General features: G+C 60.3%; 28 protein-coding genes. 14 read left to right on the top strand and 14 right to left on the bottom strand.

The window, feature by feature from the left end; genetic code table 11:
• Nucleotides 1–205 precede the first annotated feature (205 nt).
• Both ACA043_RS08375 and ACA043_RS08370 read left to right on the top strand, forming a co-directional pair.
• Nucleotides 206–1,504, top strand: coding sequence for a serine/threonine protein kinase (locus tag ACA043_RS08375; RefSeq protein ID WP_187677426.1), 1,299 nt, complete (start codon nt 206–208; stop codon nt 1,502–1,504).
• Nucleotides 1,497–2,285 (top strand): MlaA family lipoprotein, encoded by a 789-nt coding sequence (locus ACA043_RS08370; protein ID WP_401272091.1) that lies wholly within the window; start codon nt 1,497–1,499, stop codon nt 2,283–2,285. The genes ACA043_RS08375 and ACA043_RS08370 overlap by 8 nt, the downstream gene beginning before the upstream one ends.
• Before the next feature lie 86 nt (nt 2,286–2,371).
• Here ACA043_RS08370 and ACA043_RS08365 read toward each other — a convergent pair whose 3' ends face one another.
• Nucleotides 2,372–3,286, bottom strand: a complete 915-nt coding sequence (locus tag ACA043_RS08365) for a DUF808 domain-containing protein (RefSeq protein WP_187677424.1) — start codon at nt 3,284–3,286, stop codon at nt 2,372–2,374.
• A gap of 134 nt (nt 3,287–3,420) precedes the next feature.
• Here ACA043_RS08365 and ACA043_RS08360 point away from each other — a divergent pair, with 134 nt between their 5' ends.
• Complete coding sequence (locus tag ACA043_RS08360; protein ID WP_187677423.1) at nt 3,421–4,026, top strand: TetR/AcrR family transcriptional regulator; 606 nt, start codon at nt 3,421–3,423, stop codon at nt 4,024–4,026.
• Nucleotides 4,027–4,132: 106 nt separating this feature from the next.
• Here ACA043_RS08360 and ACA043_RS08355 read toward each other — a convergent pair whose 3' ends face one another.
• Nucleotides 4,133–4,573 (bottom strand): GlcG/HbpS family heme-binding protein, encoded by a 441-nt coding sequence (locus tag ACA043_RS08355; protein WP_187677421.1) that lies wholly within the window; start codon nt 4,571–4,573, stop codon nt 4,133–4,135.
• A gap of 268 nt (nt 4,574–4,841) precedes the next feature.
• On the opposite strand from ACA043_RS08355, the gene gcl reads away from it, so the two are divergent.
• From gcl to ACA043_RS08310, 9 genes are all read left to right on the top strand, one after another.
• Nucleotides 4,842–6,617, top strand: coding sequence for a glyoxylate carboligase (gene gcl / locus ACA043_RS08350; RefSeq protein WP_007919935.1), 1,776 nt, complete (start codon nt 4,842–4,844; stop codon nt 6,615–6,617).
• A gap of 192 nt (nt 6,618–6,809) precedes the next feature.
• Nucleotides 6,810–7,592 carry a hydroxypyruvate isomerase gene (gene hyi / locus ACA043_RS08345; RefSeq protein WP_497658960.1) on the top strand — a complete coding sequence of 261 codons (783 nt, stop codon included), beginning with the start codon at nt 6,810–6,812 and terminating at the stop codon, nt 7,590–7,592.
• Between the two features lie 222 nt (nt 7,593–7,814).
• Nucleotides 7,815–8,708, top strand: a complete 894-nt coding sequence (locus ACA043_RS08340) for a 2-hydroxy-3-oxopropionate reductase (protein WP_489878539.1) — start codon at nt 7,815–7,817, stop codon at nt 8,706–8,708.
• Between the two features lie 154 nt (nt 8,709–8,862).
• The gene (locus ACA043_RS08335) at nt 8,863–10,137 is read left to right on the top strand and encodes a glycerate kinase type-2 family protein (RefSeq protein WP_401271711.1); all 1,275 of its coding nucleotides are present in this window, start codon (nt 8,863–8,865) and stop codon (nt 10,135–10,137) included.
• Complete coding sequence (gene pyk, locus ACA043_RS08330; protein ID WP_489878537.1) at nt 10,134–11,549, top strand: pyruvate kinase; 1,416 nt, start codon at nt 10,134–10,136, stop codon at nt 11,547–11,549. The genes ACA043_RS08335 and pyk overlap by 4 nt, the downstream gene beginning before the upstream one ends.
• 210 nt (nt 11,550–11,759) lie before the next feature.
• Nucleotides 11,760–12,674: an urea transporter gene (locus tag ACA043_RS08325; protein ID WP_497658959.1), complete on the top strand. Its 915-nt coding sequence runs from the start codon at nt 11,760–11,762 to the stop codon at nt 12,672–12,674.
• Nucleotides 12,675–12,695: 21 nt separating this feature from the next.
• On the top strand, nt 12,696–13,520 hold the full coding sequence (locus ACA043_RS08320) for an ion transporter (RefSeq protein WP_401271705.1): 825 nt from the start codon (nt 12,696–12,698) through the stop codon (nt 13,518–13,520).
• 103 nt (nt 13,521–13,623) lie between these two features.
• A complete protein-coding gene (locus tag ACA043_RS08315) occupies nt 13,624–14,622 on the top strand; it encodes a sulfate ABC transporter substrate-binding protein (RefSeq protein WP_401271703.1) in 999 nt (332 codons plus the stop codon).
• Between the two features lie 304 nt (nt 14,623–14,926).
• Nucleotides 14,927–16,114, top strand: coding sequence for an MFS transporter (locus ACA043_RS08310; protein ID WP_187677411.1), 1,188 nt, complete (start codon nt 14,927–14,929; stop codon nt 16,112–16,114).
• Between the two features lie 40 nt (nt 16,115–16,154).
• Here ACA043_RS08310 and ACA043_RS08305 read toward each other — a convergent pair whose 3' ends face one another.
• The 12 genes from ACA043_RS08305 to ccmA form a co-directional block, all read right to left on the bottom strand.
• Nucleotides 16,155–16,559, bottom strand: a complete 405-nt coding sequence (locus ACA043_RS08305; protein ID WP_187677410.1) for a type II toxin-antitoxin system HicB family antitoxin — start codon at nt 16,557–16,559, stop codon at nt 16,155–16,157.
• On the bottom strand, nt 16,559–16,771 hold the full coding sequence (locus ACA043_RS08300; RefSeq protein WP_401271699.1) for a type II toxin-antitoxin system HicA family toxin: 213 nt from the start codon (nt 16,769–16,771) through the stop codon (nt 16,559–16,561). Before ACA043_RS08300 ends, ACA043_RS08305 begins: the two co-directional genes overlap by 1 nt.
• Nucleotides 16,772–16,925: 154 nt before the next feature.
• The gene (locus ACA043_RS08295; protein WP_401271692.1) at nt 16,926–17,330 is read right to left on the bottom strand and encodes a hypothetical protein; all 405 of its coding nucleotides are present in this window, start codon (nt 17,328–17,330) and stop codon (nt 16,926–16,928) included.
• A 25-nt stretch (nt 17,331–17,355) separates the two neighbouring features.
• On the bottom strand, nt 17,356–18,555 hold the full coding sequence (gene ccmI / locus ACA043_RS08290; protein ID WP_497658958.1) for a c-type cytochrome biogenesis protein CcmI: 1,200 nt from the start codon (nt 18,553–18,555) through the stop codon (nt 17,356–17,358).
• Nucleotides 18,552–19,022: a cytochrome c-type biogenesis protein gene (locus tag ACA043_RS08285; RefSeq protein WP_095190679.1), complete on the bottom strand. Its 471-nt coding sequence runs from the start codon at nt 19,020–19,022 to the stop codon at nt 18,552–18,554. The genes ccmI and ACA043_RS08285 overlap by 4 nt, the downstream gene beginning before the upstream one ends.
• Entirely contained in the window at nt 19,019–19,555 is a 537-nt protein-coding gene (locus tag ACA043_RS08280; protein WP_187677406.1) for a DsbE family thiol:disulfide interchange protein, read from the bottom strand. The genes ACA043_RS08285 and ACA043_RS08280 overlap by 4 nt, the downstream gene beginning before the upstream one ends.
• A complete protein-coding gene (locus ACA043_RS08275; RefSeq protein WP_187677405.1) occupies nt 19,552–21,540 on the bottom strand; it encodes a heme lyase CcmF/NrfE family subunit in 1,989 nt (662 codons plus the stop codon). Before ACA043_RS08275 ends, ACA043_RS08280 begins: the two co-directional genes overlap by 4 nt.
• Before the next feature lie 3 nt (nt 21,541–21,543).
• A complete protein-coding gene (gene ccmE, locus ACA043_RS08270) occupies nt 21,544–21,999 on the bottom strand; it encodes a cytochrome c maturation protein CcmE (RefSeq protein WP_187677404.1) in 456 nt (151 codons plus the stop codon).
• Nucleotides 21,996–22,172 carry a heme exporter protein CcmD gene (gene ccmD / locus ACA043_RS08265; RefSeq protein ID WP_011333085.1) on the bottom strand — a complete coding sequence of 59 codons (177 nt, stop codon included), beginning with the start codon at nt 22,170–22,172 and terminating at the stop codon, nt 21,996–21,998. Before ccmD ends, ccmE begins: the two co-directional genes overlap by 4 nt.
• Complete coding sequence (locus ACA043_RS08260) at nt 22,169–22,924, bottom strand: heme ABC transporter permease (protein WP_187677403.1); 756 nt, start codon at nt 22,922–22,924, stop codon at nt 22,169–22,171. The genes ccmD and ACA043_RS08260 overlap by 4 nt, the downstream gene beginning before the upstream one ends.
• 78 nt (nt 22,925–23,002) lie before the next feature.
• The gene (gene ccmB / locus ACA043_RS08255; protein ID WP_085710502.1) at nt 23,003–23,671 is read right to left on the bottom strand and encodes a heme exporter protein CcmB; all 669 of its coding nucleotides are present in this window, start codon (nt 23,669–23,671) and stop codon (nt 23,003–23,005) included.
• Nucleotides 23,668–24,303 (bottom strand): cytochrome c biogenesis heme-transporting ATPase CcmA, encoded by a 636-nt coding sequence (ccmA, locus tag ACA043_RS08250; protein ID WP_489878529.1) that lies wholly within the window; start codon nt 24,301–24,303, stop codon nt 23,668–23,670. Before ccmA ends, ccmB begins: the two co-directional genes overlap by 4 nt.
• A gap of 198 nt (nt 24,304–24,501) precedes the next feature.
• Here ccmA and fliK point away from each other — a divergent pair, with 198 nt between their 5' ends.
• On the top strand, nt 24,502–26,076 hold the full coding sequence (fliK, locus tag ACA043_RS08245; RefSeq protein ID WP_497658957.1) for a flagellar hook-length control protein FliK: 1,575 nt from the start codon (nt 24,502–24,504) through the stop codon (nt 26,074–26,076).
• Nucleotides 26,073–26,402 carry an EscU/YscU/HrcU family type III secretion system export apparatus switch protein gene (locus ACA043_RS08240; protein ID WP_401271680.1) on the top strand — a complete coding sequence of 110 codons (330 nt, stop codon included), beginning with the start codon at nt 26,073–26,075 and terminating at the stop codon, nt 26,400–26,402. Before fliK ends, ACA043_RS08240 begins: the two co-directional genes overlap by 4 nt.
• Nucleotides 26,403–26,518 lie beyond the last annotated feature (116 nt).

The raw sequence follows: 26,518 nt of genomic DNA, 5'->3' as shown, positions 1-26,518 counted from the left end.
AAATCGGCGGTCAGCTTAATCTTCGGCCTGTCAGACGCAAGCACTAACAACAGTTAACTTATCATCCGGGCGATGCAAAGTGTATCGTCCAGCTACTATTACTCCGAATTCTGCCTGTTTGGTGCCGCGGCATGGCACTTTGGCGCAACCCCGGTGGTCATAGCCTGCGAACTTCATTCGGCACCTTCCTCTTAGGGATCTAGTCATGCTCCGTTCCTTGCGCTTCGCCGCGCTGTTCAGCGGCCTTATTTTGAGTGCGTCCGCACTGGCGGTGGATATCGACGCCGCCAGTTATGGCTATCCCCTGACCAACCCGTTCGAGGCGACCATCGCCACGACTCCGCCGGACTTGCGCCCGGAATTGCCGCTGGACGACGACATCAATCAGTCGGACCGCAGCGTCACCTTGCGTCCGGAACGCGAGTTCATTCTTCCGGACAACTTCTGGCCGGTGAAAAAGCTCACCTACCGCATCGCCGAGCAGGACAAGCCAGCACCGCTGATATTCCTGATCGCCGGCACCGGCGCGCGTTATGACAGCACGCTCAACGAATACCTGAAAAAGCTCTACTACAAGGCTGGCTACCACGTCGTACAGTTGTCGTCGCCGACCAGCTTCGACTTCATCAGTGCAGCCTCGCGCTTCGCCACTCCGGGCGTGACCAAGGAAGACGCTGAAGACATGTATCGGGTGATGCAGGCCGTGCGGGCGCAAAACCCGAAACTGCCGGTCACCGAGTATTACCTCACCGGTTATAGCCTTGGTGCTCTCGATGCCGCGTTCGTCGCGCATCTGGACGAAACCCGACGCAGCTTCAACTTCAAGAAAGTCCTGCTGCTCAACCCGCCGGTCAACCTCTATACCTCGATCACCAACCTCGACAAGCTGGTGCAGACCGAAGTTAAAGGTATCAACAACAGCACCACGTTCTATGAATTGGTGCTGACCAAGTTGACCCGCTACTTCCAGCAAAAGGGTTATATCGACCTCAACGACGCCCTGCTCTACGACTTCCAGCAGTCCAAGCAGCATCTGAGCAACGAGCAGATGGCGATGCTGATCGGCACCTCGTTCCGCTTCTCGGCCGCCGATATTGCGTTTACTTCTGACCTGATCAACCGTCGCGGCCTGATCACCCCGCCGAAATTCCCGATCACCCAGGGCACCAGCCTCACGCCGTTCCTCAAACGTGCACTGCAATGCGACTTCGATTGCTACCTGACCGAGCAAGTGATTCCGATGTGGCGCGCGCGCACCGACGGCGGCAGCCTGCTGCAACTGATCGATCAGGTCAGCCTGTATGCACTGAAGGATTACCTGCACGACAGCCCGAAAATCGCCGTAATGCACAACGCCGACGACGTGATCCTCGGCCCGGGCGACCTCGGCTTCCTGCGCAAAACCTTCGGTGATCGTCTGACCGTGTACCCACTGGGCGGCCATTGCGGCAACCTTAACTACCGCGTCAACAGCGACGCCATGCTGGAGTTCTTCCGTGGCTAAATATCTCCTGCTGATTGCAGCGTTACTCTGTGCAGGCGTGGCCCAGGCCGACAACAGCAAAGCCAATGCACCGGTGGTGGTCGACAGTGACGGCTTCAAGGAACCGCTGTCCAAACTCAAGTTCAACCCGGGGCTGGATCAGCGCGAATTCGAGCGCTCTACGCTCAACGCACTGAACGTGTATGACCCACTGGAAGAGTGGAACCGTCGCGTTTACCACTTCAACTACCGCTTCGACCAATGGGTGTTCCTGCCGGTGGTCGATGGCTACCGCTACATCACGCCAAGCTTCTTGCGCACCGGCGTGAGCAACTTCTTCAACAACCTGGGTGACGTACCGAACCTGATGAACAGCCTCTTGCAGTTCAAGGGCCAGCGTTCGATGGAAACCACCGCACGCCTGTTGCTCAACACCACCATCGGCATCGCCGGCCTCTGGGACCCGGCGACCGCCATGGGGCTGCCGCGCCAGAGCGAAGACTTCGGTCAGACTCTGGGCTTCTACGGTGTTCCGGGCGGCGCCTATTTCGTCCTGCCGATCCTCGGCCCGTCGAACCTGCGTGACACCGCAGGCCTGGCTGTGGACTACAGCGCCGAATCGGCGATCAACTTTCTCAATGTTTCGGAAGTCAGTTCCAACCACCCGGAAATCTGGGCTCTACGCGCCGTCGACAAGCGCTACCAGACCAGCTTCCGCTATGGTCAGCTGAACTCGCCGTTCGAGTACGAGAAAGTGCGTTACGTGTACACCGAGTCGCGCAAGTTGCAGATTGCCGAGTAAAACCGGCAGGCACAAAAAAGGCCATTCGATGCAAATCGAATGGCCTTTTTTAATGACAAAACAACGCTACCACAGAGGTTATGCGTTCAACCTTTGATCGCTTTCCAGATTTTGCCGACAACAGAAACAACCGCCAACACCACCGCGCCAGCGATGATCCCCGCCACGCCATTGAGCAACATCGGCACCGCAAACCCGGCAGCACCGGCCGCCGCGCCAACACCCTCAATCCAGTGGCCCACCACCGGTACACCGTGGGTCAGAATGCCGCCGCCGACCAGGAACATCGCTGCAGTGCCAACCACCGACAGCGTTTTCATCATGTAGGGCGCCGCGACCAGGATGCCGCTACCGATTTTTTTGGCGACCTGCCCAGGCTTCTGCGTCAGCCACAGACCTAGGTCGTCGAGCTTGACGATGCCGGCCACCAGACCGTAAACGCCCACGGTCATGACGATGGCGATGCCGGACAGCACGATCACCTGCTGCGTCAACGAAGCCCCAGCCACGGTGCCGAGGGTGATCGCGATGATTTCTGCCGAGAGGATGAAGTCAGTGCGGATCGCACCTTTGATCTTGTCCTTCTCGTACGCCACCAGATCGGTTGCCGGATCGGCCACGGCCTCGGTCAGTTGCGCGTGCTCGGCATCATCTTCAGCCTTGCTGTGCAGAAACTTGTGCGCGAGTTTCTCGAAACCCTCGAAGCACAAGTACGCACCACCGACCATCAACAGCGGCGTCACCAGCCACGGCACGAACGCACTGATCGCCAGCGCCGACGGCACCAGGATCAGTTTGTTGACGAACGAGCCCTTGGCCACCGCCCAGACCACGGGAATCTCCCGCTCGGCCCGCACACCAGAGACTTGCTGAGCATTCAGCGCCAAGTCGTCGCCGAGCACGCCAGCGGTCTTCTTGGCGGCCATTTTGGTCATCAACGCAACGTCGTCCAGAACGGTGGCGATGTCGTCGATCAGCACCAGCAAACTGCTTCCTGCCATGAATCTTGTTTCCTTATGTTAATAATGCCGTGCAGCATACCGCGACTGCAGGCCACACGGGGCATTGTTGAGCGCTGCGCGAGGCCGGTGCTACCATGCGCAACCGCCAGAACAGGCAAGGAACCACCGGGTTTATGAGCACAATCCGCGAGCGCAACAAAGAACTGATCCTGCGTGCCGCCAGTGAGGAGTTTGCCGACAAGGGCTTCGCTGCGACCAAAACCAGCGACATCGCCGCCAAGGCAGGACTGCCCAAGCCCAACGTCTACTACTACTTCAAGTCCAAGGAAAACCTCTACCGCGAGGTGCTGGAAAGCATCATCGTGCCGATCCTGCAGGCCTCGACGCCGTTCAACCCGGACGGCGTGCCGAGCGAAGTGCTCAGCGGTTACATCCGCTCGAAGATCCGCATCTCCCGCGACCTGCCCTTCGCCTCCAAGGTGTTCGCCAGCGAAATCATGCACGGCGCCCCGCACCTGAGCGCTGATCTGGTCGAGCAACTCAACGCTCAGGCCAAGCACAACATCGACTGCATCCAGACTTGGATCGACCGCGGCCAGATCGCCCCGATCGACCCCAACCACCTGATGTTCAGCATCTGGGCCGCCACCCAGACCTACGCCGACTTCGACTGGCAGATCTCTGCGGTCACCGGCAAGGACAAGCTGGACGAGGCGGATTACGAGGCTGCTGCGCAGACGATTATTCGGTTGGTGCTCAAAGGGTGTGAGCCGGACTGAAACACCGCAGTGACGCGATCGCGATCAGGCTCACTCCTACATTTGGAAAGCGTTCCCCTGTAGGAGTGAGCCTGCTCGCGATAGCGGTTATTCAATCACCACAGATTTAAGCCGCCACCCCCGCATCCGCCTTCAGATCCAGCGCTTCCACCGCTTTGATCGCCACCTGCTCATCAATATCCGACAGATCGCCGCTAATCCCGATCGCCCCCAGCACATTCCCCGCCTGATCGCGGATCAACACACCGCCCGGTGCCGGCACGACGCTGCCCTGCCCCATGCTGTTGAGAGCGGCGATGAAGGCCGGGCGTTGTTGGGCGTCCAGTGCCAGCAGGCGTGAACCCTTGCCCAAGGCGATGGCGCCCCACGCTTTGCCGATGGCGATTTGCGGGCGTAGCAGGCTGGCGCCGTCTTCGCGTTGCAGCGTAATCAGGTGGCCGCCGGTATCGAGTACCGCGATGGTCAGCGGCGCTGCGGAGATGGCCCGCCCTGCGCTGATGGCTTCGTTGACCAGGTTGACTGCGACTTTCAAGGTTAAAGCGCTCATGGTGCTGTCCTCATTTTGTTATTGGGAAAGTCGTGAGACTGCGCGTTTGTGCCGCAGTCCGATGCAACAAATAGAACACAATGAGTTATTTTTTTGTATACAATAATTATCGAAAAGCGCCACATGCGACGAAAAGCCACAGCAGAAAAGGCTTCCGACAAATGAAACAGCCGCTTGAGAAAATGGATTGACCTGCGCCGTCCGCCGTGAATAAACTCTGCGCAAAGCCACTTGTATACAATTACAAAACGTAAAGAGGCACAAAACCATGAGCAAAATGAGAGCAATCGAAGCCGCCGTTCTGGTGATGCGCCGTGAAGGGGTTGATACCGCTTTTGGCATTCCGGGCGCTGCCATCAACCCGCTGTACTCCGCCTTGCAGAAAGTCGGTGGCATCGATCACGTCCTCGCTCGCCACGTTGAAGGCGCCTCGCACATGGCCGAGGGCTACACCCGCACCAAGGCCGGCAACATCGGCGTGTGCATCGGGACTTCCGGCCCTGCCGGTACCGATATGGTCACCGGGCTCTACAGCGCCTCGGCCGACTCGATTCCAATCCTTTGCATTACCGGCCAGGCACCCCGCGCCCGTATGCACAAGGAAGACTTCCAGGCGGTCGACATCACCAGCATCGTCAAGCCAGTCACCAAGTGGGCGACCACTGTTCTGGAGCCGGGCCAGGTGCCTTACGCGTTCCAGAAAGCATTCTTCGAGATGCGCTCCGGCCGTCCAGGCCCTGTGCTGATCGACCTGCCGTTCGACGTACAGATGGCCGAAATCGAATTCGATATCGACGCCTACCAGCCATTGCCGCTGGCCAAACCGACCGCTACCCGCGTTCAAGTCGAGAAGGCTTTGGCCTTGCTTGATCAGGCCGAGCGTCCATTGCTGGTGGCCGGTGGCGGCATCATCAACGCCGACGCCAGCGACTTGCTGGTCGAGTTCGCCGAACTCACCGGCATCCCGGTCATCCCGACCCTGATGGGCTGGGGCACCATCCCGGACGATCACCCGTTGATGGTCGGCATGGTCGGCCTGCAGACTTCGCATCGCTACGGCAACGCGACGATGCTCAAATCCGACGTGGTGCTGGGTATCGGCAACCGCTGGGCCAACCGTCACACCGGTTCGGTGGACGTATACACCGAAGGTCGCAAGTTCATTCACGTCGATATCGAAGGCACACAGATCGGCCGTGTATTCACGCCGGACCTGGGCATCGTGTCTGACGCCGCTGCCGCGCTGACCGTGTTCATCGAAGTGGCTCGCGAGTGGCAAGCCGCCGGCAAGCTGAAAAATCGCAGTGCCTGGTTGCAGGATTGCCAGCAGCGCAAAGCCAGCCTGCACCGCAAGACCCACTTCGACAATGTGCCGGTCAAACCGCAGCGCGTGTATGAAGAGATGAACCAAGTATTCGGCAAAGACACCTGCTACGTCAGCACCATTGGTCTGTCGCAGATTGCCGGCGCGCAGTTCCTGCACGTCTATAAACCGCGTCACTGGATCAACTGCGGTCAGGCAGGCCCTCTGGGCTGGACCATTCCGGCAGCACTGGGCGTGGTCAAGGCCGATCCGAGCCGCAAAGTCGTGGCCCTGTCGGGGGACTATGATTTCCAGTTCATGATCGAAGAACTGGCGGTCGGCGCTCAGTTCAAACTGCCTTACATCCACGTCGTGGTGAACAACTCGTACCTGGGGCTGATTCGTCAGGCCCAGCGCGGGTTCGAAATGGACTACTGCGTGCAGTTGTCCTTCGATAACCTGAACGCGCCGGAACTCAACGGTTACGGGGTTGACCACGTCGCAGTTGCCGAAGGCCTCGGCTGCAAGGCACTGCGTGTGTTTGAACCGTCGGAAATCGCTCCTGCCCTGCGCAAGGCCGAACAGATGATCGAAGAGTTCAAAGTGCCGGTGATCGTCGAGATCATTCTGGAGCGTGTGACCAACATCTCCATGGGGACCGAGATCAACGCCGTCAACGAGTTCGAAGACCTGGCGCTGGTCGGCAACGATGCGCCAACGGCGATTTCGCTGCTTGATTGAACGTAATTAGCTCCCTCTCCCCCCGGGAGAGGGCTGGGGTGAGGGAAAGGTTTTGCGGTGCTCGCAAAATCGGGATCAGACTCAGGATTCCCCCTCACCCTAACCCTCTCCCCCAGGAGAGGGGACTGATCGCGTTTCATCCGACCAATTGCGTCATACCTGTTACACGAGAACCTACAACGGGAGACCACCATGCCGCGTTTCGCAGCCAACCTGTCCATGCTGTTCACCGAACAGGATTTCCTTGCCCGTTTCGACGCCGCCGCCAAGGCCGGTTTCAGTGGCGTGGAATATCTGTTCCCGTACGACTTCAGCTCCGCCGAAATCAAAGCCAGGCTCGACGCCAACGGTCTGACCCAAGTGCTGTTCAACCTGCCGGCCGGTGACTGGGCCAAGGGCGAGCGCGGGATTGCCTGCCTGCCGGATCGGGTTGAAGAGTTTCGCGCCGGTGTCGATCTGGCGATTGCCTACGCACAAGTGCTGGGCAACACCCAGGTCAACTGCCTGGCCGGTATTCGTCCGCAAGGTGTCGACGATGCCACCGTGGAAAAGACCTTCGTCGCCAACCTCAAATACGCCGCCGACAAGCTCCAAGCCGTCGGCATCAAACTGGTGATGGAAGCGATCAACACCCGCGACATCCCGGGTTTCTACCTGAACAACACGGCGCAAGCCCTGTCGATTCGCGAGCAGGGGGGCAGCGCCAATCTGTTCCTGCAATACGACATCTATCACATGCAAATCATGGAAGGTGATCTGGCCCGCACCCTGCAATCGCACCTGGGCGAGATCAACCATGTGCAGCTCGCGGACAACCCGGGGCGCAACGAACCAGGCACCGGTGAGATCAACTACCGCTTCCTGTTCGAACACCTCGACCGCATCGGTTATCAGGGTTGGGTCGGTTGCGAGTACAAGCCGTTGACCACCACTGAAGCGGGCCTCGGCTGGCTGAAAACCCATAACGCAATCTGAGTTCGAGTGTTGAACCTTGATCTGGACTTGAAACCAGATCCCCTGTGGTGAGGGGATTTATCCCCGACCGGCTGCGCAGCAGTCGTAAAACCGACACCCCGGATCGTACTGACTCACGCTAAAAACTGGGGCAGCTTTGCTGCCCATCGGGGATGAATCCCCTCGCCACAAAAGCTCATCGGTTCCAAACCGGGGGCAAGACAAAAACAAGAGGATTTTCTCATGGCTAAAATCGGATTTATCGGCACCGGCATCATGGGCCACCCAATGGCGGCAAACCTGCAGAAAGCCGGTCACAGCCTGTTCCTGTCGGCGCACCACGACGCGGCCCCCGCCGACCTGGTTGCCGCTGGCGCCGTCGCGTTGGCCAATCCGCGCGAAGTCGCGCAGGAAGCCGAATTCATCATCGTCATGGTTCCGGACACCCCGCAGGTCGATGACGTGCTGTTCCGCGCCGACGGCGTTGCGGCAGGCATCAGCAAAGGCAAAATCGTCATCGACATGAGCTCGATCTCGCCAACCGCCACCAAGGCGTTCGCCGCCAAGATCAACGAGAAAGGCGCGCAGTACCTCGACGCGCCGGTGTCCGGCGGTGAAGTCGGCGCCAAAGCCGCGACCCTGAGCATCATGGTCGGTGGCGATACCGATGCGTTCGAACGCGCGCTGCCACTGTTCCAGGCCATGGGCAAAAACATCACGCTGGTCGGCGGCAATGGCGACGGTCAGACCGCGAAAGTGGCGAACCAGATCATCGTTGCGCTGAACATTCAGGCAGTCGCTGAAGCCCTGCTGTTCGCCTCCAAAAACGGTGCTGATCCGGCCAAGGTGCGTGAAGCACTGATGGGTGGTTTCGCCTCCTCGAAGATCCTCGAAGTACACGGCGAGCGCATGATCAAAGGCACCTTCGATCCGGGCTTCCGCATCAGCCTGCACCAGAAGGACCTGAACCTGGCCCTGCAAGGCGCCAAGGAGCTGAACATCAACTTGCCGAACACCGCCAACGCCCAGCAAGTGTTCAGCACCTGCGCGGCCATCGGTGGCAGCAACTGGGACCACTCGGCGCTGATCAAAGGTCTGGAGCACATGGCCAACTTCTCGATTCGCGACAAAAAATAAAGCCTGCACAAAACCCTGTGGGAGCGAGCCTGCTCGCGAAAACGGTTGCACATTCAACATCCATGTTGGCTGACACACCGCCTTCGCGAGCAGGCTCGCTCCCACAAGGGTTCCGAGTTGCCCTTTCAAATAACAAGAATTCCGGGAGCCCGCCATGTCGGTCGATCCGCAACAACTGCTGCGCGAGCTGTTTGCCACAGCCATTGACGCGGCCCATCCGCAGCAAGTCCTCGAAGCCCATCTGCCTGCCGATCGCACCGGTCGGGTGATCGTCATCGGCGCCGGTAAAGCCGCAGCCGCCATGGCGCAAGTGGTCGAGCGCTGCTGGCAGGGTGAAGTATCCGGTCTGGTGGTGACCCGTTACGGTCACGGCGCCCCGTGCGAAAAAATCGAAGTGGTCGAAGCTGCGCATCCAGTGCCTGACGCTGCTGGCCTGGCCGTAGCCAAACGCGTGCTCGAGCTGGTCAGCAACCTGACGGAAGACGACCGCGTGATTTTCCTGCTGTCCGGCGGCGGTTCCGCCCTGCTGGCCCTGCCGGCCGAAGGCATCACCCTCGCCGACAAGCAATCGATCAACAAAGCCCTGCTCAAATCCGGCGCGACCATCGGCGAGATGAACTGCGTGCGCAAGCACCTCTCGGCGATCAAGGGCGGCCGCCTGGGCAAGGCCTGCTGGCCGGCCACTGTTTATACCTACGCGATTTCCGATGTACCGGGCGACCTCGCCACGGTCATCGCCTCCGGCCCTACCGTGGCCGACCCAAGCACATCCGCCGAAGCGCTGGCGATCATCAAGCGTTACGGCATCGAGATCCCCGCGTCAGTGCGCAACTGGCTGCAAAGCCCTGAGTCGGAAACGGTCAAACCCGGCGACCCGAGCCTGGCCCGCAGCCATTTCCAGTTGATCGCCCGCCCTCAGCAATCGCTGGATGCCGCAGCGGTAAAATGCCGTCAGGCCGGTTTCAGCACGCTGATCCTCGGCGACCTGGAAGGTGAATCCCGCGAGGTGGCGAAAGTCCACGCCGGCATCGCCCGCCAGATCATCAACCATGGCCAGCCCCTGGCCGCGCCGTGCGTGATCCTCTCCGGCGGCGAAACCACGGTGACTGTGCGCGGCAATGGCCGTGGCGGACGCAACGCCGAATTCCTCCTCAGCCTGACCGACAGCCTCAAGGGCCAGCCCGGCGTCTATGCGTTGGCCGGTGACACCGACGGCATCGACGGCTCGGAAGACAACGCCGGCGCAATCATGACCCCGGACAGCTACGCGCGCGCCGCCGCCCTCGGTTTGAGCGCCAGCGACGAGCTGGATAACAACAACGGCTACGGCTATTTCGAAGCGCTCGATGCGCTGATCGTCACCGAGCCGACCCGCACCAACGTCAACGACTTCCGCGCCATTCTGATCCTTGAGAACTCCAAATCATGACGCCTGATAAAAAGGTCAAAATCCTCGCCACCCTCGGGCCTGCGGTCGACGGCATCGACGACATCCGCGAGCTGGTCGAGGCCGGAGTCAACATCTTCCGCCTCAACTTCAGCCACGGCGACCACGCCGACCACGCCAAGCGCTATCAGTGGATCCGCGAAGTCGAGCGCCAGCTCAATTATCCGCTGGGCATTCTGATGGACCTGCAAGGGCCAAAACTGCGCGTCGGCAAGTTCGCTGACGGCAAGGTGCAGTTGCATCGTGGTCAGGCGTTTCGTCTCGATCTGGATGCCACGCCGGGCGATGAACGTCGGGTGAACCTGCCGCATCCGGAGATCATCGCGGCGCTGGAAGCGGGTATGGACCTGCTGCTCGACGACGGCAAACTGCGCCTGCGTGTGGTCACCAAATACACCGACGCGATCGACACCACCGTGCTCAATGGCGGTGAATTGTCCGACCGTAAAGGCGTGAACGTGCCGCAAGCGGTGCTCGAGCTGAGCCCGCTGACCGCCAAGGATCGCCGCGACCTGAGCTTCGGTCTGGAGTTGGGTGTGGATTGGGTGGCGTTGTCGTTTGTGCAGCGTCCGCAGGACATGCTCGAAGCCCGCGAATTGATCGGCGACAAAGCCTTTCTGATGGCGAAAATCGAGAAGCCGTCGGCGGTCGAGCAACTGCGCGAAATCGCCGAACTGAGCGACGCGATCATGGTGGCCCGTGGTGACCTCGGCGTCGAAGTACCGGCCGAGAGCGTGCCGCAGATTCAGAAAAACATCATCACCACTTGCCGTGAACTCGGCAAACCGGTGGTGGTGGCGACGCAGATGCTGGAGTCGATGCGTTTCTCCCCGGCGCCGACCCGGGCCGAAGTCACCGACGTCGCCAACGCGGTGGCCGAAGGTGCTGACGCTGTGATGCTCTCGGCGGAAACCGCGTCCGGCGAATACCCGCTGGAAGCCGTGCAGATGATGAGCAAGATCATCCGTCAGGTGGAAAACGGCCCGGATTATCAGACGCAGCTCGACGTCAGCCGACCAAAAGCCGAGGCGACGGTTTCCGATGCAATCAGCTGCGCGATCCGGCGTATCAGCAACGTGCTGCCGGTGGCGGTGCTGGTCAACTACAGCGAGTCGGGCGCTTCCACTTTACGTGCGGCGCGGGAGCGGCCGAAAGCGCCGATCCTCAACCTGACGCCGAACCTGCAGACCGCTCGCCGCTTGAGTGTGGCGTGGGGGATTCATTCAGTGGTCAATGATCGTTTGCGGCAGGTCGATGAGGTTTGCTCGACGGCGCTGGAAATCGCCCAGGCGCAAGGTATGGCCGAGCGCGGTGACACGCTGTTGATCACCGCCGGTGTGCCGTTTGGGCAGCCGGGGTCGACCAACTCGCTGCGGATCGAGACTCTGATCTAACCCACATTTTTGATGTGAATACAAAACCTGTGGCGAGGGGATTTATCCCCGATGACTGCGCAGCAGTCACCGCTTTTAAGGGTGTGACGGTTTTCACAGAAAAACCGCACTCACTGATTGGGGGCCGCTTCGCAGCCCATCGGGGATAAATCCCCTCACCACAGGTAAGCAAGACCTTTTGCTTTTCCAACTGCCCAGATTTTTTTCGCCATGCCTGCCAATCACTTCAACACCCACTGCCCCGACTGGGCCGAGGCTTTGCTCAACGGTTTCAGTCAGATATTCCTCCAGCGCCATCCGCTGTGCGGCCTGCTGTGTCTGCTGGCGATCCTGCTGACAGCGCCAGTGCTATTCGCCGGTGCGCTGCTCGGTGCCGTCGCCGGATTGCTCACTGCGCAACGGCGCAACTATGCCAAGGCTGATCGTCAGGCCGGGTTGTTCAGCTACAACGGCGTGTTGCTCGGTCTGCTGTTGAGCCTGTATTTCCCGTGGTCACCCATGCTGCCGCCGCTGATTCTCGCTGCTGGCGGTTTGAGCGCGATGATCACTCAGCAATGGCTCAAACGCGTGCGGCTCAGCCAATCGATGCCCGCCTACACCACGCCCTTCGTGGGCATGAGCTGGGTGCTGCTGTGCTTTGCCGAGCCGTCCGCGCCGACAGCTCACATCGAGATGACGACGCTGAATCTGCTCGCCGCCGAACTCAGAGGGTTGGGCCAAGTGATGTTCCTCGGTCATCCGCTGGCGGGCGCGTTGATCGCCATTGGTTTGCTGTTCGCTGATCGTCGTGCTTTCGGCTGGGCTTTGCTGGCGTCTGCCGTCGGCCTCGGTTCTAGCCTGTTGCACCACGAAACCAGCGCGGCACTGCTCGGCCTCGGCAGTTACAACGCCATACTTGCCGCCCTCGCCTTCAGTGCCCAGCGCCGACAACCCTGGTTGCCGTTGCTCGGCATTGTTGTGGCGCTACTGGTCACGCCGCTGTTCGCCGCCATCGGCCTGGCCACATTGACCGCGCCATTCATCCTCGCCTGCTGGCTGATCCATGCCGGCATTCAGATGCTCGGCAAAGCCACGGTCGACGACGCGTCTTGCACTCATGGGGAGAATCAACCTAGGCTGCGCTGATCTTCGATTCGGGCGTTATCCATGGACAGCAGCAACAGTTGGCGTGAACGGCTTTACGTCATGATTTTCCAGAGCGACACCCTCGCCGGGCGGCGCTTCGACGGCATTTTGCTGTTGATCATCCTCGCCAGCCTGGTGATCGTGATGCTCGACAGCATCGACAGCATTCACCAGAACTACGCCGATGTGCTGGCGTACATCGAGTGGGGCTTCACGATCATCTTTCTCGGTGAGTACATCCTGCGTCTGTATTGCTCGCCCAAGCCGCTGCGTTACGCCTTCAGTTTTTATGGGCTGGTGGATTTACTGGCGATCGTGCCCGGCATCCTCGCGCTGTATTACAGCGATGCGCAGTACCTGCTGATCATCCGGATTATTCGGATGCTGCGGATTTTCCGCGTGCTCAAGCTCAGCCCGTACCTCAAGCAAGCCAACTATTTGATGTCGGCGCTGCGCGGCAGCAAGCAGAAGATCGTGGTGTTTCTGGTCAGCGTCTGCACCCTGGTGACGGTGTTCGGCACGTTGATGTACGTGATCGAAGGCCCGGAACACGGGTTCACCAGCATTCCCAAAGGCATCTATTGGGCTATCGTGACCCTGACCACGGTGGGCTTCGGCGACATCGTGCCGAAGACACCGCTGGGTCAGGTAATTTCGTCGTTGGTGATGATCACCGGTTACTCGATCATCGCCGTGCCGACCGGGATTTTCACCGCCGAACTGGCCAATGCCATGCGCGGCGAACAACTGCAACACGACTGCCCGGTGTGCAAGAAAAACAGCCATGAACACGGCGCTGCGTTTTGCTCACGCTGTGGCAATCAGCTGTTCAAGAAAATGGAATAAGCACAGAGCTTTTTAATCTTTAAGCGACTATGCGTGCCCCGTTATAGTCGCTGGCAAATGGCCTCATTTTTGGCACAACACCCCACAGAACAAGGAATGCGCAGTGAAAAAACTCTTTGGCGCCTCACTTCTCGCCGCCGGTCTTGCCTTCGGCAGCGTGGCTCAAGCCGCACCGACTCTGCTGAACGTTTCCTACGACGTGATGCGCGATTTCTACAAGGACTACAACACTGCGTTCCAGAAACACTGGCAAGCCGAGCACAACGAAAACATCACCGTGCAGATGTCCTTCGGCGGTTCGAGCAAGCAAGCGCGTTCGGTGATCGATGGCCTGCCCGCTGACGTCATCACCATGAACATGGCGACCGACATCAATGCCCTCGCCGACAACGGCAAACTGGTTCCTGACAACTGGGTCACGCGCCTGCCGAACAACAGCGCGCCGTTCACCTCGGCCACCGTATTTATCGTGCGCAAGGGCAACCCGAAAGCTCTGAAAGACTGGCCGGACCTGCTCAAGGATGGCGTGCAAGTGATCGTGCCGAACCCGAAAACCTCGGGCAACGGCCGTTACACCTACCTTTCGGCCTGGGGCTACGTGCTGAAAAACGGCGGTGACGAGAACAAGGCCAAAGACTTCGTCGGCAAGCTGTTCAAGCAAGCGCCAGTGCTGGATACCGGTGGTCGCGCCGCGACCACCACGTTCATGACCAACCAGATCGGCGACGTGCTGGTGACCTTCGAGAACGAAGCGGAAATGATCGCTCGCGAGTTTGGTCGTGATCAGTTTGAAGTGATCTACCCGAGTGTTTCTGCCGAGGCAGAGCCACCGGTGTCGGTGGTCGACAAAGTCGTCGACAAGAAAGGTTCGCGTGCAGCGGCTGATGAGTACCTGAAATACCTGTGGTCGCCGGAAGGTCAGGAAATTGCTGCCGCCAACTACCTGCGTCCGCGTGACCCGGCGGTGTTGGCGAAGTACACCGACCGTTTCCCGAAAGTCGACTTTTTGTCGGTGGAGAAAACCTTTGGTGACTGGCGCACCGTGCAGAAGACGCACTTCAATGATGGCGGGGTTTTCGATCAGATCTACTCGGGCCAGTAAGGCTTAAGTGGCAAACAAAAAGGCGACCTCAACAGGTCGCCTTTTTCGTGGCCAGAATCCGCTCACCCCAGCCCTCTCCGGGAGGGAGAGTATTTGGCGCAAACATAAGCACGCTATCGAACTAGATGTAAGTGAATGTATCATCGACGCTCAACGGTCGGACGCAAGGTTCGCCGATGGGCGACACCACCCGAGCGTCACTCATTCCGCAATGGAATAACTGATATCGATCTGACGTTTCTACCGCCGGTTCGCCCCATCCTTTAGCCTCACCGCATTCACTTTCGCTGGATCGAGAAATCTTATGACCGCCACAACTCACGCAATGACCCGAGGCATGGTGCTGCTGTTCGCCTTCTGCTGCGGCGCCATCGTTGCCAACATCTACTATGCGCAACCGATCATCGGCCTGATTGCGCCGGACATCGGCCTGACCGACACCATGGCCAGTTTTATCGTCTCGCTGACACAGATCGGCTACGCGCTGGGTCTGTTCTTCCTGGTGCCGCTGGGTGATCTGCTGGAAAACCGTCGGTTGATGATCATCACCACCGTGGTGGCAATTGCCAGCCTGCTTGGTGCGGCGTTCACTGATCAGCCCAACCTGTTTTTGTTGATCTCGCTGCTGGTGGGTTTCAGTTCGGTGTCGGTGCAGATCCTGATTCCGCTGGCCGCGCATCTGGCGCCGGAAGAGTCTCGCGGGCGCGTCGTTGGCGGGATCATGGGCGGACTGCTGCTGGGTATTCTGCTGGCGCGGCCGGTGTCGAGCGTGGTCGCCGACCACTTGGGCTGGCGGGCGATGTTCATGATTGCTGCGGCGTTGATGGCGGCGATCAGCGTGGTGTTGGCGTTGACCGTACCCAAGCGCCAACCGGATCACAGCGCCACCTACGGGCAATTGATCGGTTCGCTGTGGACGCTGCTGCGCCAGCAACCGGTGCTGCGTCAACGCGCGTTTTATCAGGGTTGCATGTTTGCCACGTTCAGCCTGTTCTGGACCGCCGTGCCGCTGGAGTTGGCACGCAACCATGGCCTGTCGCAAAGCGAGATCGCGATCTTCGCCCTGGTCGGCGCCATCGGTGCCATCGCCGCCCCGATCAGCGGACGCCTGGCCGACGCCGGTCACACCCGCATCGCCTCGCTGCTGGCCATGCTGTTCGCCAGCCTGAGCTTCCTGCCCGCGTTCATCCACCCGGCCTACAGCGTGATCGGCCTGGCCGTGACCGGCGTGGTACTCGACTTCTGCGTGCAGATGAACATGGTGCTCGGCCAACGTGCGGTCTACTCGCTGGACGCGAAAAGTCGTGGTCGTCTGAACGCGTTGTACATGACCAGCATCTTCATCGGCGGCGCCTTCGGCTCCTCGGTGGCCAGCGCGGTGTTCGAGCATGGCGGCTGGTTGTGGATCGTGATTGTCGGCAGTGTTTTTCCGTTGTTGGCGTTGTTGCGGTTTTTGAGTGCATCGCAAGGGCGGTCGCTGGCGACTGCGTAAAACGTAAAAAACATCGCGGGTCAACTGGCCCGCGATGTTTTCAATACCGAACCAACTTCTCCATCGCCGCATCCGCCAGAAAGGAAGAGCGGCTTTTGACATTGTGCTCGCGCACATAGCGGTCGATTCGCTGAATCACATAGCCAGGCAGTGTCACGTTGACCTTTTCGGTCTTGCCCAGGTACGGCGAGATATCCAGCTCCAGCATGCCCCAGCCCATCCCGGCGAACTCCGGATTATTGCGATGCGCCGCAGCAGAGGTCGGCATCGGAATCGACTCTCCGTCCGCCGCAATCTCCTGGAGCATGATGTGTGCGATCTCAACCGCAGCCTTGTAGGCATCTTCAAAGCTATCCCCCGCCGTCACGGCGCCGGGAATATCGGGGATCTGAATACCGATGGCGGTGTTCTCATCGCCCCACTCGATGCAGATTGGATATTGCATTATGGATCTCCTTCATAACTGGCTGGCGGGTTGTACAACCCCGCACGCCTCCTGATGCTTTTGACCGTCCCCAACGGCAAATCCTTTTTCGGGTGAGGGACGGGAATCGTGTATGGGTTGTAACGGTGCTTGAAGATGTGATGACTGCCGGTGACCCGATCCAGCGTCCAGCCTGCCTCCTCCAGCTCCTTCATCAATAGTCTGCTCTGCACCAACCGCCTCCTTGCTTCGGCCCAACAAAAATAACTCTAGAGTTATCTTTACTCAAGCACAGAAATCCAAAGAGCGACGCCCGGTTGTTTTACAGAGTGTGATTTATTGCAGCCACAGACAGCAAAACGGCGATCCGAAGATCGCCGTTTTCACTCACTGCCCGAACCGCTTGCCCAACCCCGGCGGCACGCCGTGAATATCGGTGTCTTCCCATGGGCCGTTGGGGCTGACGGAGCGGCTCCAGCCATTGTTCCAGCGGAAGTAGGTGCGCTGTCGGTAGAAAGTGTTGGACTGGTCGTCGAGCACATAGACGCCGAGTTTCTGATCCCAGTGACTGTTGCCGCCGGGAGGTGGGGCGAAGCTGGCCGAGGTGCGTGGGACGGGTTTCGCGGGTTTGGCGGGAATGCTTTTGCCCGGTGTTGGCGAGGTCGACGGGGTCGGGCTCGGCTGCGATGGCGGGATCGGCGGCAGGTTAGTGCTCCGTCCCGGTGGTTGCACCGCACATGCGCTCAGGCCCAGGGCCAATGTGAGAACCGTGATTCGGGCGAGGGTGTGCATGGCGGTGCTTTCCTGTGTTGCCCGGTTACTTGTCCGGGCTGTCGATGGTCAATTTTTGCAGCGCGGTGGTGCTGCTGGCCAGAGGGCCGCTGCGACCGACCCACTCCCCTGCGGTCGGCTGACCGGCACGGGAGATGCGCGCAACCAGTTGGACTTCAGGAAAGTTCGACAGTTTCAACTGCGGCATCATGGCGTCGGCATCGCCCAGCTCGACGGTCACCGGCAGATCCGCCACGGTCAGGCGCTTGGCTGCCAGCGGTGCCGGTGGCCCGGACGTGGCGCGGGCGAAGATGAACACGCTGTCACCCGGTTGCACTTTGCCTTTTAGCTCGCTGGCCAGATCGACGCTGACTTTCAACAAAGCTGCTTTTGGCACTGTTGCCTGAGCGACCTTGCCGCCGCTGGCTTGCAGGCGTTCTGCGGCTCGCTCGATCCCGCCTTGCAACGCGGCACGGGAATTGTCCTGCGGCGGCAATTGCGCCAGCAGACGGTTCCAGTAATCGATGGCTTCCTGATAACGCTCGCCTTCGAAAGCGGCGATGCCGAGCAGGCCGAGGCTGGTGACTTCCTTCGGATCGGCCTTCAGCGCTTCATCGGTGAGGGACTGGATCTTGTCCGACCATTTTTTTCCGTCGGCGAAATACTGCGCCTGCGCCCACTGGCCGAGCAGCTCCGGCTGACGACCGGCGAGGTTGGCAGCGCGTTCGAACATCTTCGCCGCGTCCGCCGGACGCTCTTGAGCCATGTAGGTGCGACCGAGGAAATACAGGCCTTCAGCCGAATCCGGTTGCGCAGCAACGGCACGCTCCAGACGCTGGGTCATCTCTTCCATCGACTGCGGTGCCTGGGCGAATTCGCGAGTCAGTTCGACCTTGTCGGCAGCGCCGAAGTGCAGATACAGACCCAGGCCCAAGACCGGCACCAGCACTGCCGCCAGCAGCGGCAACGGTTTGCCCAGCTTCGAGACGCGCGGCGCAGCCACACCTTCGGTATCGGCGAGCAGTTCACGCGCAGCTTCAGCGCGGCCGCTGTCCATTTGCGCGGCATCCAGCACACCTTCGGCCTGTTGCGACTGCAACTCGGCAACGCGTTCCTGATACAGCGCAACGTTGAGAGCAGTACGATCCTCTTCACGCTGGGCGCGGCGTTCACGCAGAACAGGGATCAGCAGAAAACTCAGGGCGACCAGAAGCAACAGCCCTGCGGCAAGCCAGAAATCAATCATTCTTGGTTTTTATCCAACAGTTGGTCGAGGCGCTGACGCTCTTCGATGGACAGCGCTTGCGGGGTCTCGGCGCGCTGGCCGCGACGTCGGCGAACGATCACCGCGATCACCACGAAACCACCGAGCAGCAGCCCGGCCGGGCCGAACCACAGCAGTGCAGTCTTGGCATTGAGTGCGGGTTTGTAGCGAACGAAATCACCGTAGCGGTCGACCATGAAGTCAATGATCTGCTGATTGTCCTTGCCCTCGCCGAGCATGCGGAAAATCTCTTTGCGCAGGTCAGCCGCAATCGGTGCGTTGGAATCGGCGATGTCCTGGTTCTGGCACTTGGGGCAGCGCAGTTCCTTGGTCAATTCGCGGAAACGCTCGCGATCACCTTCTTTGGCGAACTCGTAGGTGTCGATGGCGGCGTGAGCCACACCGACCAGACTCAAACCCAATACCACGGCGGCTAGAAAGCGCTTCATGGTTTGGCCTCATCGACCAGCGCCTGATACTTGGCCGCGAGTTTTTCACGCCAGACCTGCTCGTCAATCACGCCGACGTATTTGTCACGGATGATGCCCTTGGCATCGATGAAGAAGGTTTCCGGAGCGCCGTACACGCCGAGGTTCAGGCCCAGCGAGCCTTCGTCGTCCCGGATGTCCAACTGATACGGATTGTGGAATTCGGCCAGCCACTTCAAGGCATCGGCATTGACGTCCTTGTAGTTGATCCCGTAGATCACCACGCCGCGCTCGGCCAGCTTATTCAGCACCGGATGCTCGACCCGGCAGGAAATGCACCACGTGCCCCAGACGTTGACCAGCGCAGGCTTGCCGAGAATATCGGCTTTGGTCAGGGTTTTATCACCCTGCACGTTTGGCAGGGAAAACTCCGGAAATGGCTTGTTGATCATCGCCGACGGCAGTTCCGCCGGATCAAGGTACAGACCGCGATAAAGGAATACCGCCACCAGCAGGAAAATCGCCAGTGGCACCAGCATCAACCAACGTCTCATGCAGCCGCTCCTGTCATGCCCAGCGCTTCACGCACCTTGGATTTCACCTTGACCCGATAACGCCGATCCAGTGCGGCCAGCAGCCCGCCTGCACCTGTGAGCAAGCCGCCGAACCAGATCCAGCGCACGAACGGTTTGACGTGTACGCGCACGGCCCACGCGCCGTTGTCCAGCGGCTCGCCGAGGGCGACGTAGAGGTCACGGGTGAAACCGGCGTCGATGCCGGCTTCGGTCATCACCGAGTTCTGCACGGTGTACAGACGCTTTTCCGGGTGCAGCACACTGATTTCCTTGCCGTCGCGGATCACCCGAATGGTGCCCTTGTCGGACGTGAAGTTAGGCCCTTCGAAGTGCTTGGCGCCTTCGAATACAAACTGATAACCGGCCAGGTTCATCGACTCGCCCGGCGCCAGACGCAGGTCGCGTTCGGCGCTGTTCTGGCTCGACAACACCACACCCAACGCGCAAACGGCGATGCCGAGGTGGGCGATCTGCATGCCCCAATAACTGCGGGTCAGGGTCGGCAGGCCTTTGATCAGGCCTTTGTGACGAGTCTTGTCGAAGATGTCGCGCACACCGGCCAGCAACACCCACGCAGCGAGCAGGAAAGTGGCGATAACGGCCCAGTTGAAATCGCCGTAAGCGACACCGGCCACCACTGCCAATGCGACGCTGCCCAGCAACACCGGAGTGAGCATGCTGGCCAGCCATTTAACCGGCGTGTCTTTCCAGCGCACGACCACACCCACCGCCATCACCAGCATCAGCAACGCCATCAACGGAATGAACAACGCGTTGAAGTATGGCGGGCCGACCGACAGTTTGGCGCCGCTCAGGGCATCGAGAATCAGCGGGTACAGGGTGCCGAGCAGAATCATCGACGCGGCCACGACCAATACCAGATTGTTGCCCAGCAGCAGGGTTTCCCGCGACCACAGGTTGAAGCCGACCTGACTCTTGACCACAGGCGCGCGCAACGCGAACAACGTCAGCGAGCCACCGACCACGAACAGCAGGAAGATCAAGATGAACACGCCGCGCTCCGGGTCGGAGGCGAACGCGTGTACCGAGGTCAGCACGCCGGAACGCACCAGGAACGTACCCAGCAGGCTCAGCGAGAACGCGGCAATCGCCAGCAACACCGTCCAGCTCTTGAACACGCCACGTTTTTCCGTGACCGCCAGCGAGTGAATCAATGCGGTGCCGACCAGCCAAGGCATGAACGAGGCGTTTTCCACCGGGTCCCAGAACCACCAGCCACCCCAGCCAAGTTCGTAATAAGCCCACCACGAACCGAGGGTAATGCCGATACCGAGGAAGGCCCACGCCACAATCGTCCAAGGCCGCGACCATCGGGCCCACGCCGCGTCGAGACGACCGCCCATCAACGCGGCGATGGCGAACGCGAACGCCACCGAAAAGCCCACGTACCCCATGTACAACATTGGCGGGTGAACGATCAGGCCGATGTCTTGCAACAACGGATTCAAGTCCGCGCCATTGCTGGGCATTTGCGGGAGGATGCGCTTGAACGGGTTGGACGTAAGGATCAGGAACAGCAGGAAACCGGTGCTGATCATGCCCATCACCGCCAGGACGCGGGCGAGCATGACTTGCGGCAACTGCCGGGAAAATACCGACACCGCGAACGTCCAGCCGCCGAGGATCAGTGCCCATAGCAGCAACGATCCTTCGTGAGCGCCCCACACCGCGCTGAATTTGTAAAACCATGGCAAAGCGGTATTGGAGTTGTTCGCCACATAGGCGACGGAGAAGTCATCAGCCATGAACGCGTAGGTCAGGCAGCCGAACGCGAACAGCAAAAACGCAAACTGCCCCCACGCGGCTGGCTGGGCCAGACTCATCCAGAAGCGGTCACCGCGCCAGGCACCGACCAACGGCACCACGGCCTGTACCAGCGCAAAGCACAGCGCCAGAATCATCGCCAAATGGCCGAGCTCGGGAATAAAAAGTGCGGAAGTCATCAATCAACCCTCCTTCGCTTGGGTCGGAGCGGATTGGCCACTGTCTTTCAACGCTTTGGTCACTTCCGGCGGCATGTACTTCTCGTCGTGCTTGGCCAGCACTTCATCGGCAACGACCACGCCGTCGGCGTTGATTTTGCCCAGAGCGACAATGCCCTGCCCTTCGCGGAACAGATCCGGGAGGATGCCGCGATAGGTGATGGTCACAGCCTTGTTGAAGTCGGTGACGACGAATTTGACGTCCAGCGAATCCGGGGAACGTTGCAGCGAGCCCTTCTCGACCATGCCGCCGGCACGAATCCGCGTGTCCTGCGGCGCTTCGCCGTTGGCGATCTGGGTCGGGGTGTAAAACAGGTTGATGTTCTGCTGCAGGGCACTCAAGGCCAGGCCAACGGCAGCGCCGACCCCGACCAGAATGGCCAGAATGATGATCAGACGTTTCTTGCGCAGCGGATTCACTTGCCGTTCTCCCGGCGCAGACGACGCGCCTCTTGTTGCAGATAGCGCTTGCGGGCCGCGATCGGCGCCGCCACGTTAAGGATCAGCACCGCCAGACAGATGCCGTAGGCCGACCAGACATACAGGCCATGATGGCCCATGGCGAGGAAGTCGCCGAATGAAGCAAAACTCATCGCGCGGCCTCCAGACTGCTCTGCACTTCTTCTTTGACCCAACTGGCGCGGGCTTCGCGCTTGAGCACTTCAAGGCGCATGCGCAGCAACAACACGGCACCAAAGAAACAGTAGAAGCCCAACACCGTCAGCAGCAGCGGCAGCCACATTTCGGCGGGCATCGCCGGTTTTTCAGTGAGGGTGAAGGTCGCGCCCTGGTGCAGGGTGTTCCACCACTCCACCGAGTATTTGATGATCGGGATGTTGATCACGCCGACGATGGCCAGCACCGCGCAAGCCTTGGCGGCGCTGTCGCGGTTGCTGATGGCGTTGCCCAGCGCGATCACGCCGAAATACAGGAACAGCAGAATCAGCATCGAGGTCAGCCGCGCATCCCATACCCACCACGAGCCCCATGTCGGCTTGCCCCAGATCGCCCCGGTGACCAGCGCCACGGCGGTCATCCACGCGCCGATCGGTGCGGCGCATTGCAGGGCGACGTCGGCCAGCTTCATCTTCCAAACCAGACCCACCACGCCGCACACCGCGAGCATCACGTAAATCGACTGAGCGAGCATCGCGGCAGGTACGTGAATATAGATGATGCGGAAGCTGTTGCCTTGCTGATAGTCCGGCGGCGCGAAGGCCAGGCCCCAGACGACGCCAACGCCAATCAACAGCAACGCAGCGATGCTCAGCCACGGCAAAAACTTGCTGCTGATGCCGTAGAACCACTTGGGCGAGCCGAGCTTGTGAAACCAGGTCCAGTTCATACTGTTTCCATCACGGTTGCCGCTCATCAGTGTGAGCGGTCTCAGGGTCTTTGCTGGTTAAATTTTAACCAGACCTCATTATTCGCCGACGCTGATCTTCAGGCCAGCCGCTATTGCAAAGGGTGTCAGGGTGATCGCCAGGGCGGTCAGGCTACCAAGCCACAGCAGATACCCGGTCGCCGGCATGCCTTGCAACGCCGCTTGCAGGGCGCCACTGCCAAGGATCAACACCGGGATGTACAACGGCAGAATCAGCAGCGCCAGCAACAGGCCGCCACGTTTCAAACCGACCGTCAGTGCCGCGCCCACCGCGCCGAGCAAGCTCAGCACCGGTGTCCCCAGCAGCAACGAAAGCAGCAACACCGGCAGACAAGCGGCAGGCAAACCAAGCATCAACGCCAGCAAGGGCGAGAGCAACACCAGTGCCAGTCCGGAAAAAAGCCAGTGTGCCAGCACCTTGGCCAAGACCAGAAGAGGCAGCGGGTGCGGCGAAAGGACCCACTGTTCCAGGGACCCGTCTTCGAAATCACTGCGAAACAGCCCGTCCAGCGAAAGCAGGACCGACAAAAGTGCGGCCACCCAGACTAACCCCGGGGACAGGTTTTGCAAGACTTGAGTTTCCGGGCCGACGGCCAGCGGGAACAAAGCGATGACGATGGCAAAGAAAATCAGCGGATTGGCCAGTTCCGCCGGGCGGCGAAACAGCAGTCGGGACTCACGGGCAACCAGCAGGCCGAACACACTCATACTGCCCAGTTCCCCAGATCGATGTCGCGATAACCGGCCGGCATCCGGCTCAGGGTGTGGTGGGTGGTCAGGACGACGAGGCCGCCGCGCTCACAGTGCCCGGCCAGGTGTTCTTCCAGTTGCGCCACGCCCTGCTTGTCGAGGGCGGTAAACGGCTCATCGAGAATCCACAGCGGCGGGCTGTCCAGATACAACCGCGCCAGCGCCACGCGGCGTTGCTGGCCGGCGGAAAGCGCGTGGCAGGGAACATCTTCGAATCCGCGCAATCCTACGGCTGCCAGTGCCTGCCAGATCGCCTCGCGTTCGGCGGGTTGATGCAGGGCGCAGAGCCAGGACAGGTTTTCTTCCGGGGTCAGCAGATCCTTGATCCCGGCGGCATGGCCAATCCACAAGAGGTTGCGCGCCAGTTCGCCGGGCTGTTCGGTCAAGGGCTGGCCGTTGAGCAACACCTGGCCGCTGGTCGGTTGCATCAAACCGGACAACAATCGCAAAAGGCTGGTTTTACCGCTGCCGTTGGGACCGCTGATCTGCACCATATCGCCACTGGCCAGTCTCAATTCGAGATTTTCGAAGAGCAGTCGCAGGTCTCGCTCACACGCGAGGGCAACGGTTTGCAGGACAGGACTGGTCAAGGGATCACGGGCCTTATACGGTTCAAGTCGGCTCTGGCGCGGCCGTTAAAGAGATGCAGCATAGATGCATTGACGGCTCGATCTAGAGAGCTGCGTCAAACAATTGCTATGTTTTTTTGAACGAAGCGCAAGACGGGCGGCATTATACATGCCGTGCCTTACTCTCAAGAGTGCAATTTCCTCAGGTTGTGTCCGCGTATGACAGGCGAAATGAACATCCTCCCGCTCCCGCCAACCACCCCGGCGACCGCTCGCCCGCAGGTCGGCGAACTGCTCAAGCTGCTGACGCCAGTCGAAGGCTTGATCGGTGCCGGGCAAAGCGCCAAGGCTGAGGTGTTGTCGCTTAAACAGGCAGATCAGACCTTTCAATTGTTGCTGAAGGTGACACTGGACAGCGGCCGCCAGACCACCGTGCAAGCGACCAGCAATCTACCGCTGGCGCAAGGCACCAGTCTGGCAATCACTCAACCGTCAGCGGGTAATCTGGCGATTACCGTACAACAGGCGATTGCCAGCAGCGTCGCCACCCTCACCCGCATCGATACTGCGCAATTGCCGGTGGGCACGCTGCTGCAAGGCAAAGTCGTGACGTCGCAGGCATTGCCACAGACGCCGGGGCAAGCGACGGTTTTTCGTTCGATGGTCAGTTTGCTCAACACGGCGTTGAGCGGGAGCACATTGACGATCGACAGCCCGCAGCCGTTGCGCATCGGGACTTTGCTCTCGGCGCTGGTGCAGGATTCGCAAACCCTCAAGTTCGTGCCCTTGAGCAACCGCCAGGAACAATTGGCGGTGAGTCAGCAACTGGTCGGCCAGCAGAGTCGCCAGGCGTCACTGAACGGTTTGTTGAATGCGCTGCAAAGCCTGCCGCCAGCCACCGATCAGACATCGGCGGATTTGCGCGCCGTGGTCGACAAACTGCTCGCCAGCCTGCCAGACGTGCAGCAGATGAGCACTGCCAAAGGTGTCGCCCTGGCACTGGCCAACAGCGGCGCCTTCCTCGAAGCCAAACTGCTCACCGGGCAAAACACAACGCTGGCCCCGGACATGAAAGCCGATCTGCTCAAGCTGATCGCACAACTGACCCCGGGCCTGCCGAGCAGCACCAGTTTCAACGCCATCATCGCCGCCAACACCCTGGCGCAGGCGCTGCCGAGCTTCGTGCGCAACGCGCTCGGCACCCTCGGCCAGGTCAGCGCGAAACCCGTGCCGAGCAGCTTCCCCCTGCCCGACCGCTTGCTGCAAAGCCTGGAAGGCGAAGGCGATCTGGAGCAATTGCTGCGCCTCGCCGCCGCTGCGGTGTCACGCTTGCAAAGCCATCAACTGTCGAGCCTGGAACAGACCGGCGTCACCGATGACGGCCGCCTGCTCAGCACTTGGCAACTGGAAATCCCCATGCGCAACTTGCAGGACATCGTGCCATTGCAGGTCAAGTTCCAGCGCGAAGAAGCGCCGCAGAAAGACCCCCAACCCGACGAGCGCCGCGACGAACGCGAACCGAAGCAACAACTGTGGCGCGTCGATCTGGCGTTCGACATGGAGCCGCTCGGGCCGATGCAGATTCAGGCGCAGTTGATCGCCGGCAGCCTGTCGAGTCAGCTGTGGGCCGAACGGCCTTACACCGCCGACCTGATCGAAAACAATCTGGCCGCGCTGCGTCAGCGTCTGCTGGATCGCGGCTTGAATGTCGGCGATCTCGACTGCCACCTCGGCACCCCGCCGCAAGGCAACCAAACCCGTCTCGAACACCGCTGGGTCGACGAAACCGCATGAATGACACTACCGCTCCACGCCAGGCCATCGCCCTCAAGTACGACGGCAACCACGCCCCGACCCTCACCGCCAAGGGCGACGAAGAACTGGCCGAAGAAATCCTGCGGATCGCCCGCGACTGCGAAGTGCCGATCTATGAAAATGCTGAACTGGTGCGGCTGTTGGCGCGCATGGAGTTGGGCGACAGCATTCCCGAGGAGCTGTACCGCACCATCGCCGAGATCATCGCGTTTGCGTGGAATCTGAAAGGGAAATTCCCCGAGGGACGGGATCCGGATGCGCCGATGGTCGAGAAGGACGTCACCGATCGCGGGGATGATTACTGAGGTTTCAAAGGCGCTTTCGCGAGCAGGCTCGCTCCCACATTTGGCCGCGCTCCTACTGGAGGAATGCGATCGAATGTGGGAGCGAGCCTGCTCGCGAATAGCGCTTTGAGCTTGAG

It is taken from the genome of Pseudomonas sp. LBUM1648, assembly GCF_059716145.1.
This window is presented reverse-complemented; position numbering and strand designations above follow the sequence as displayed.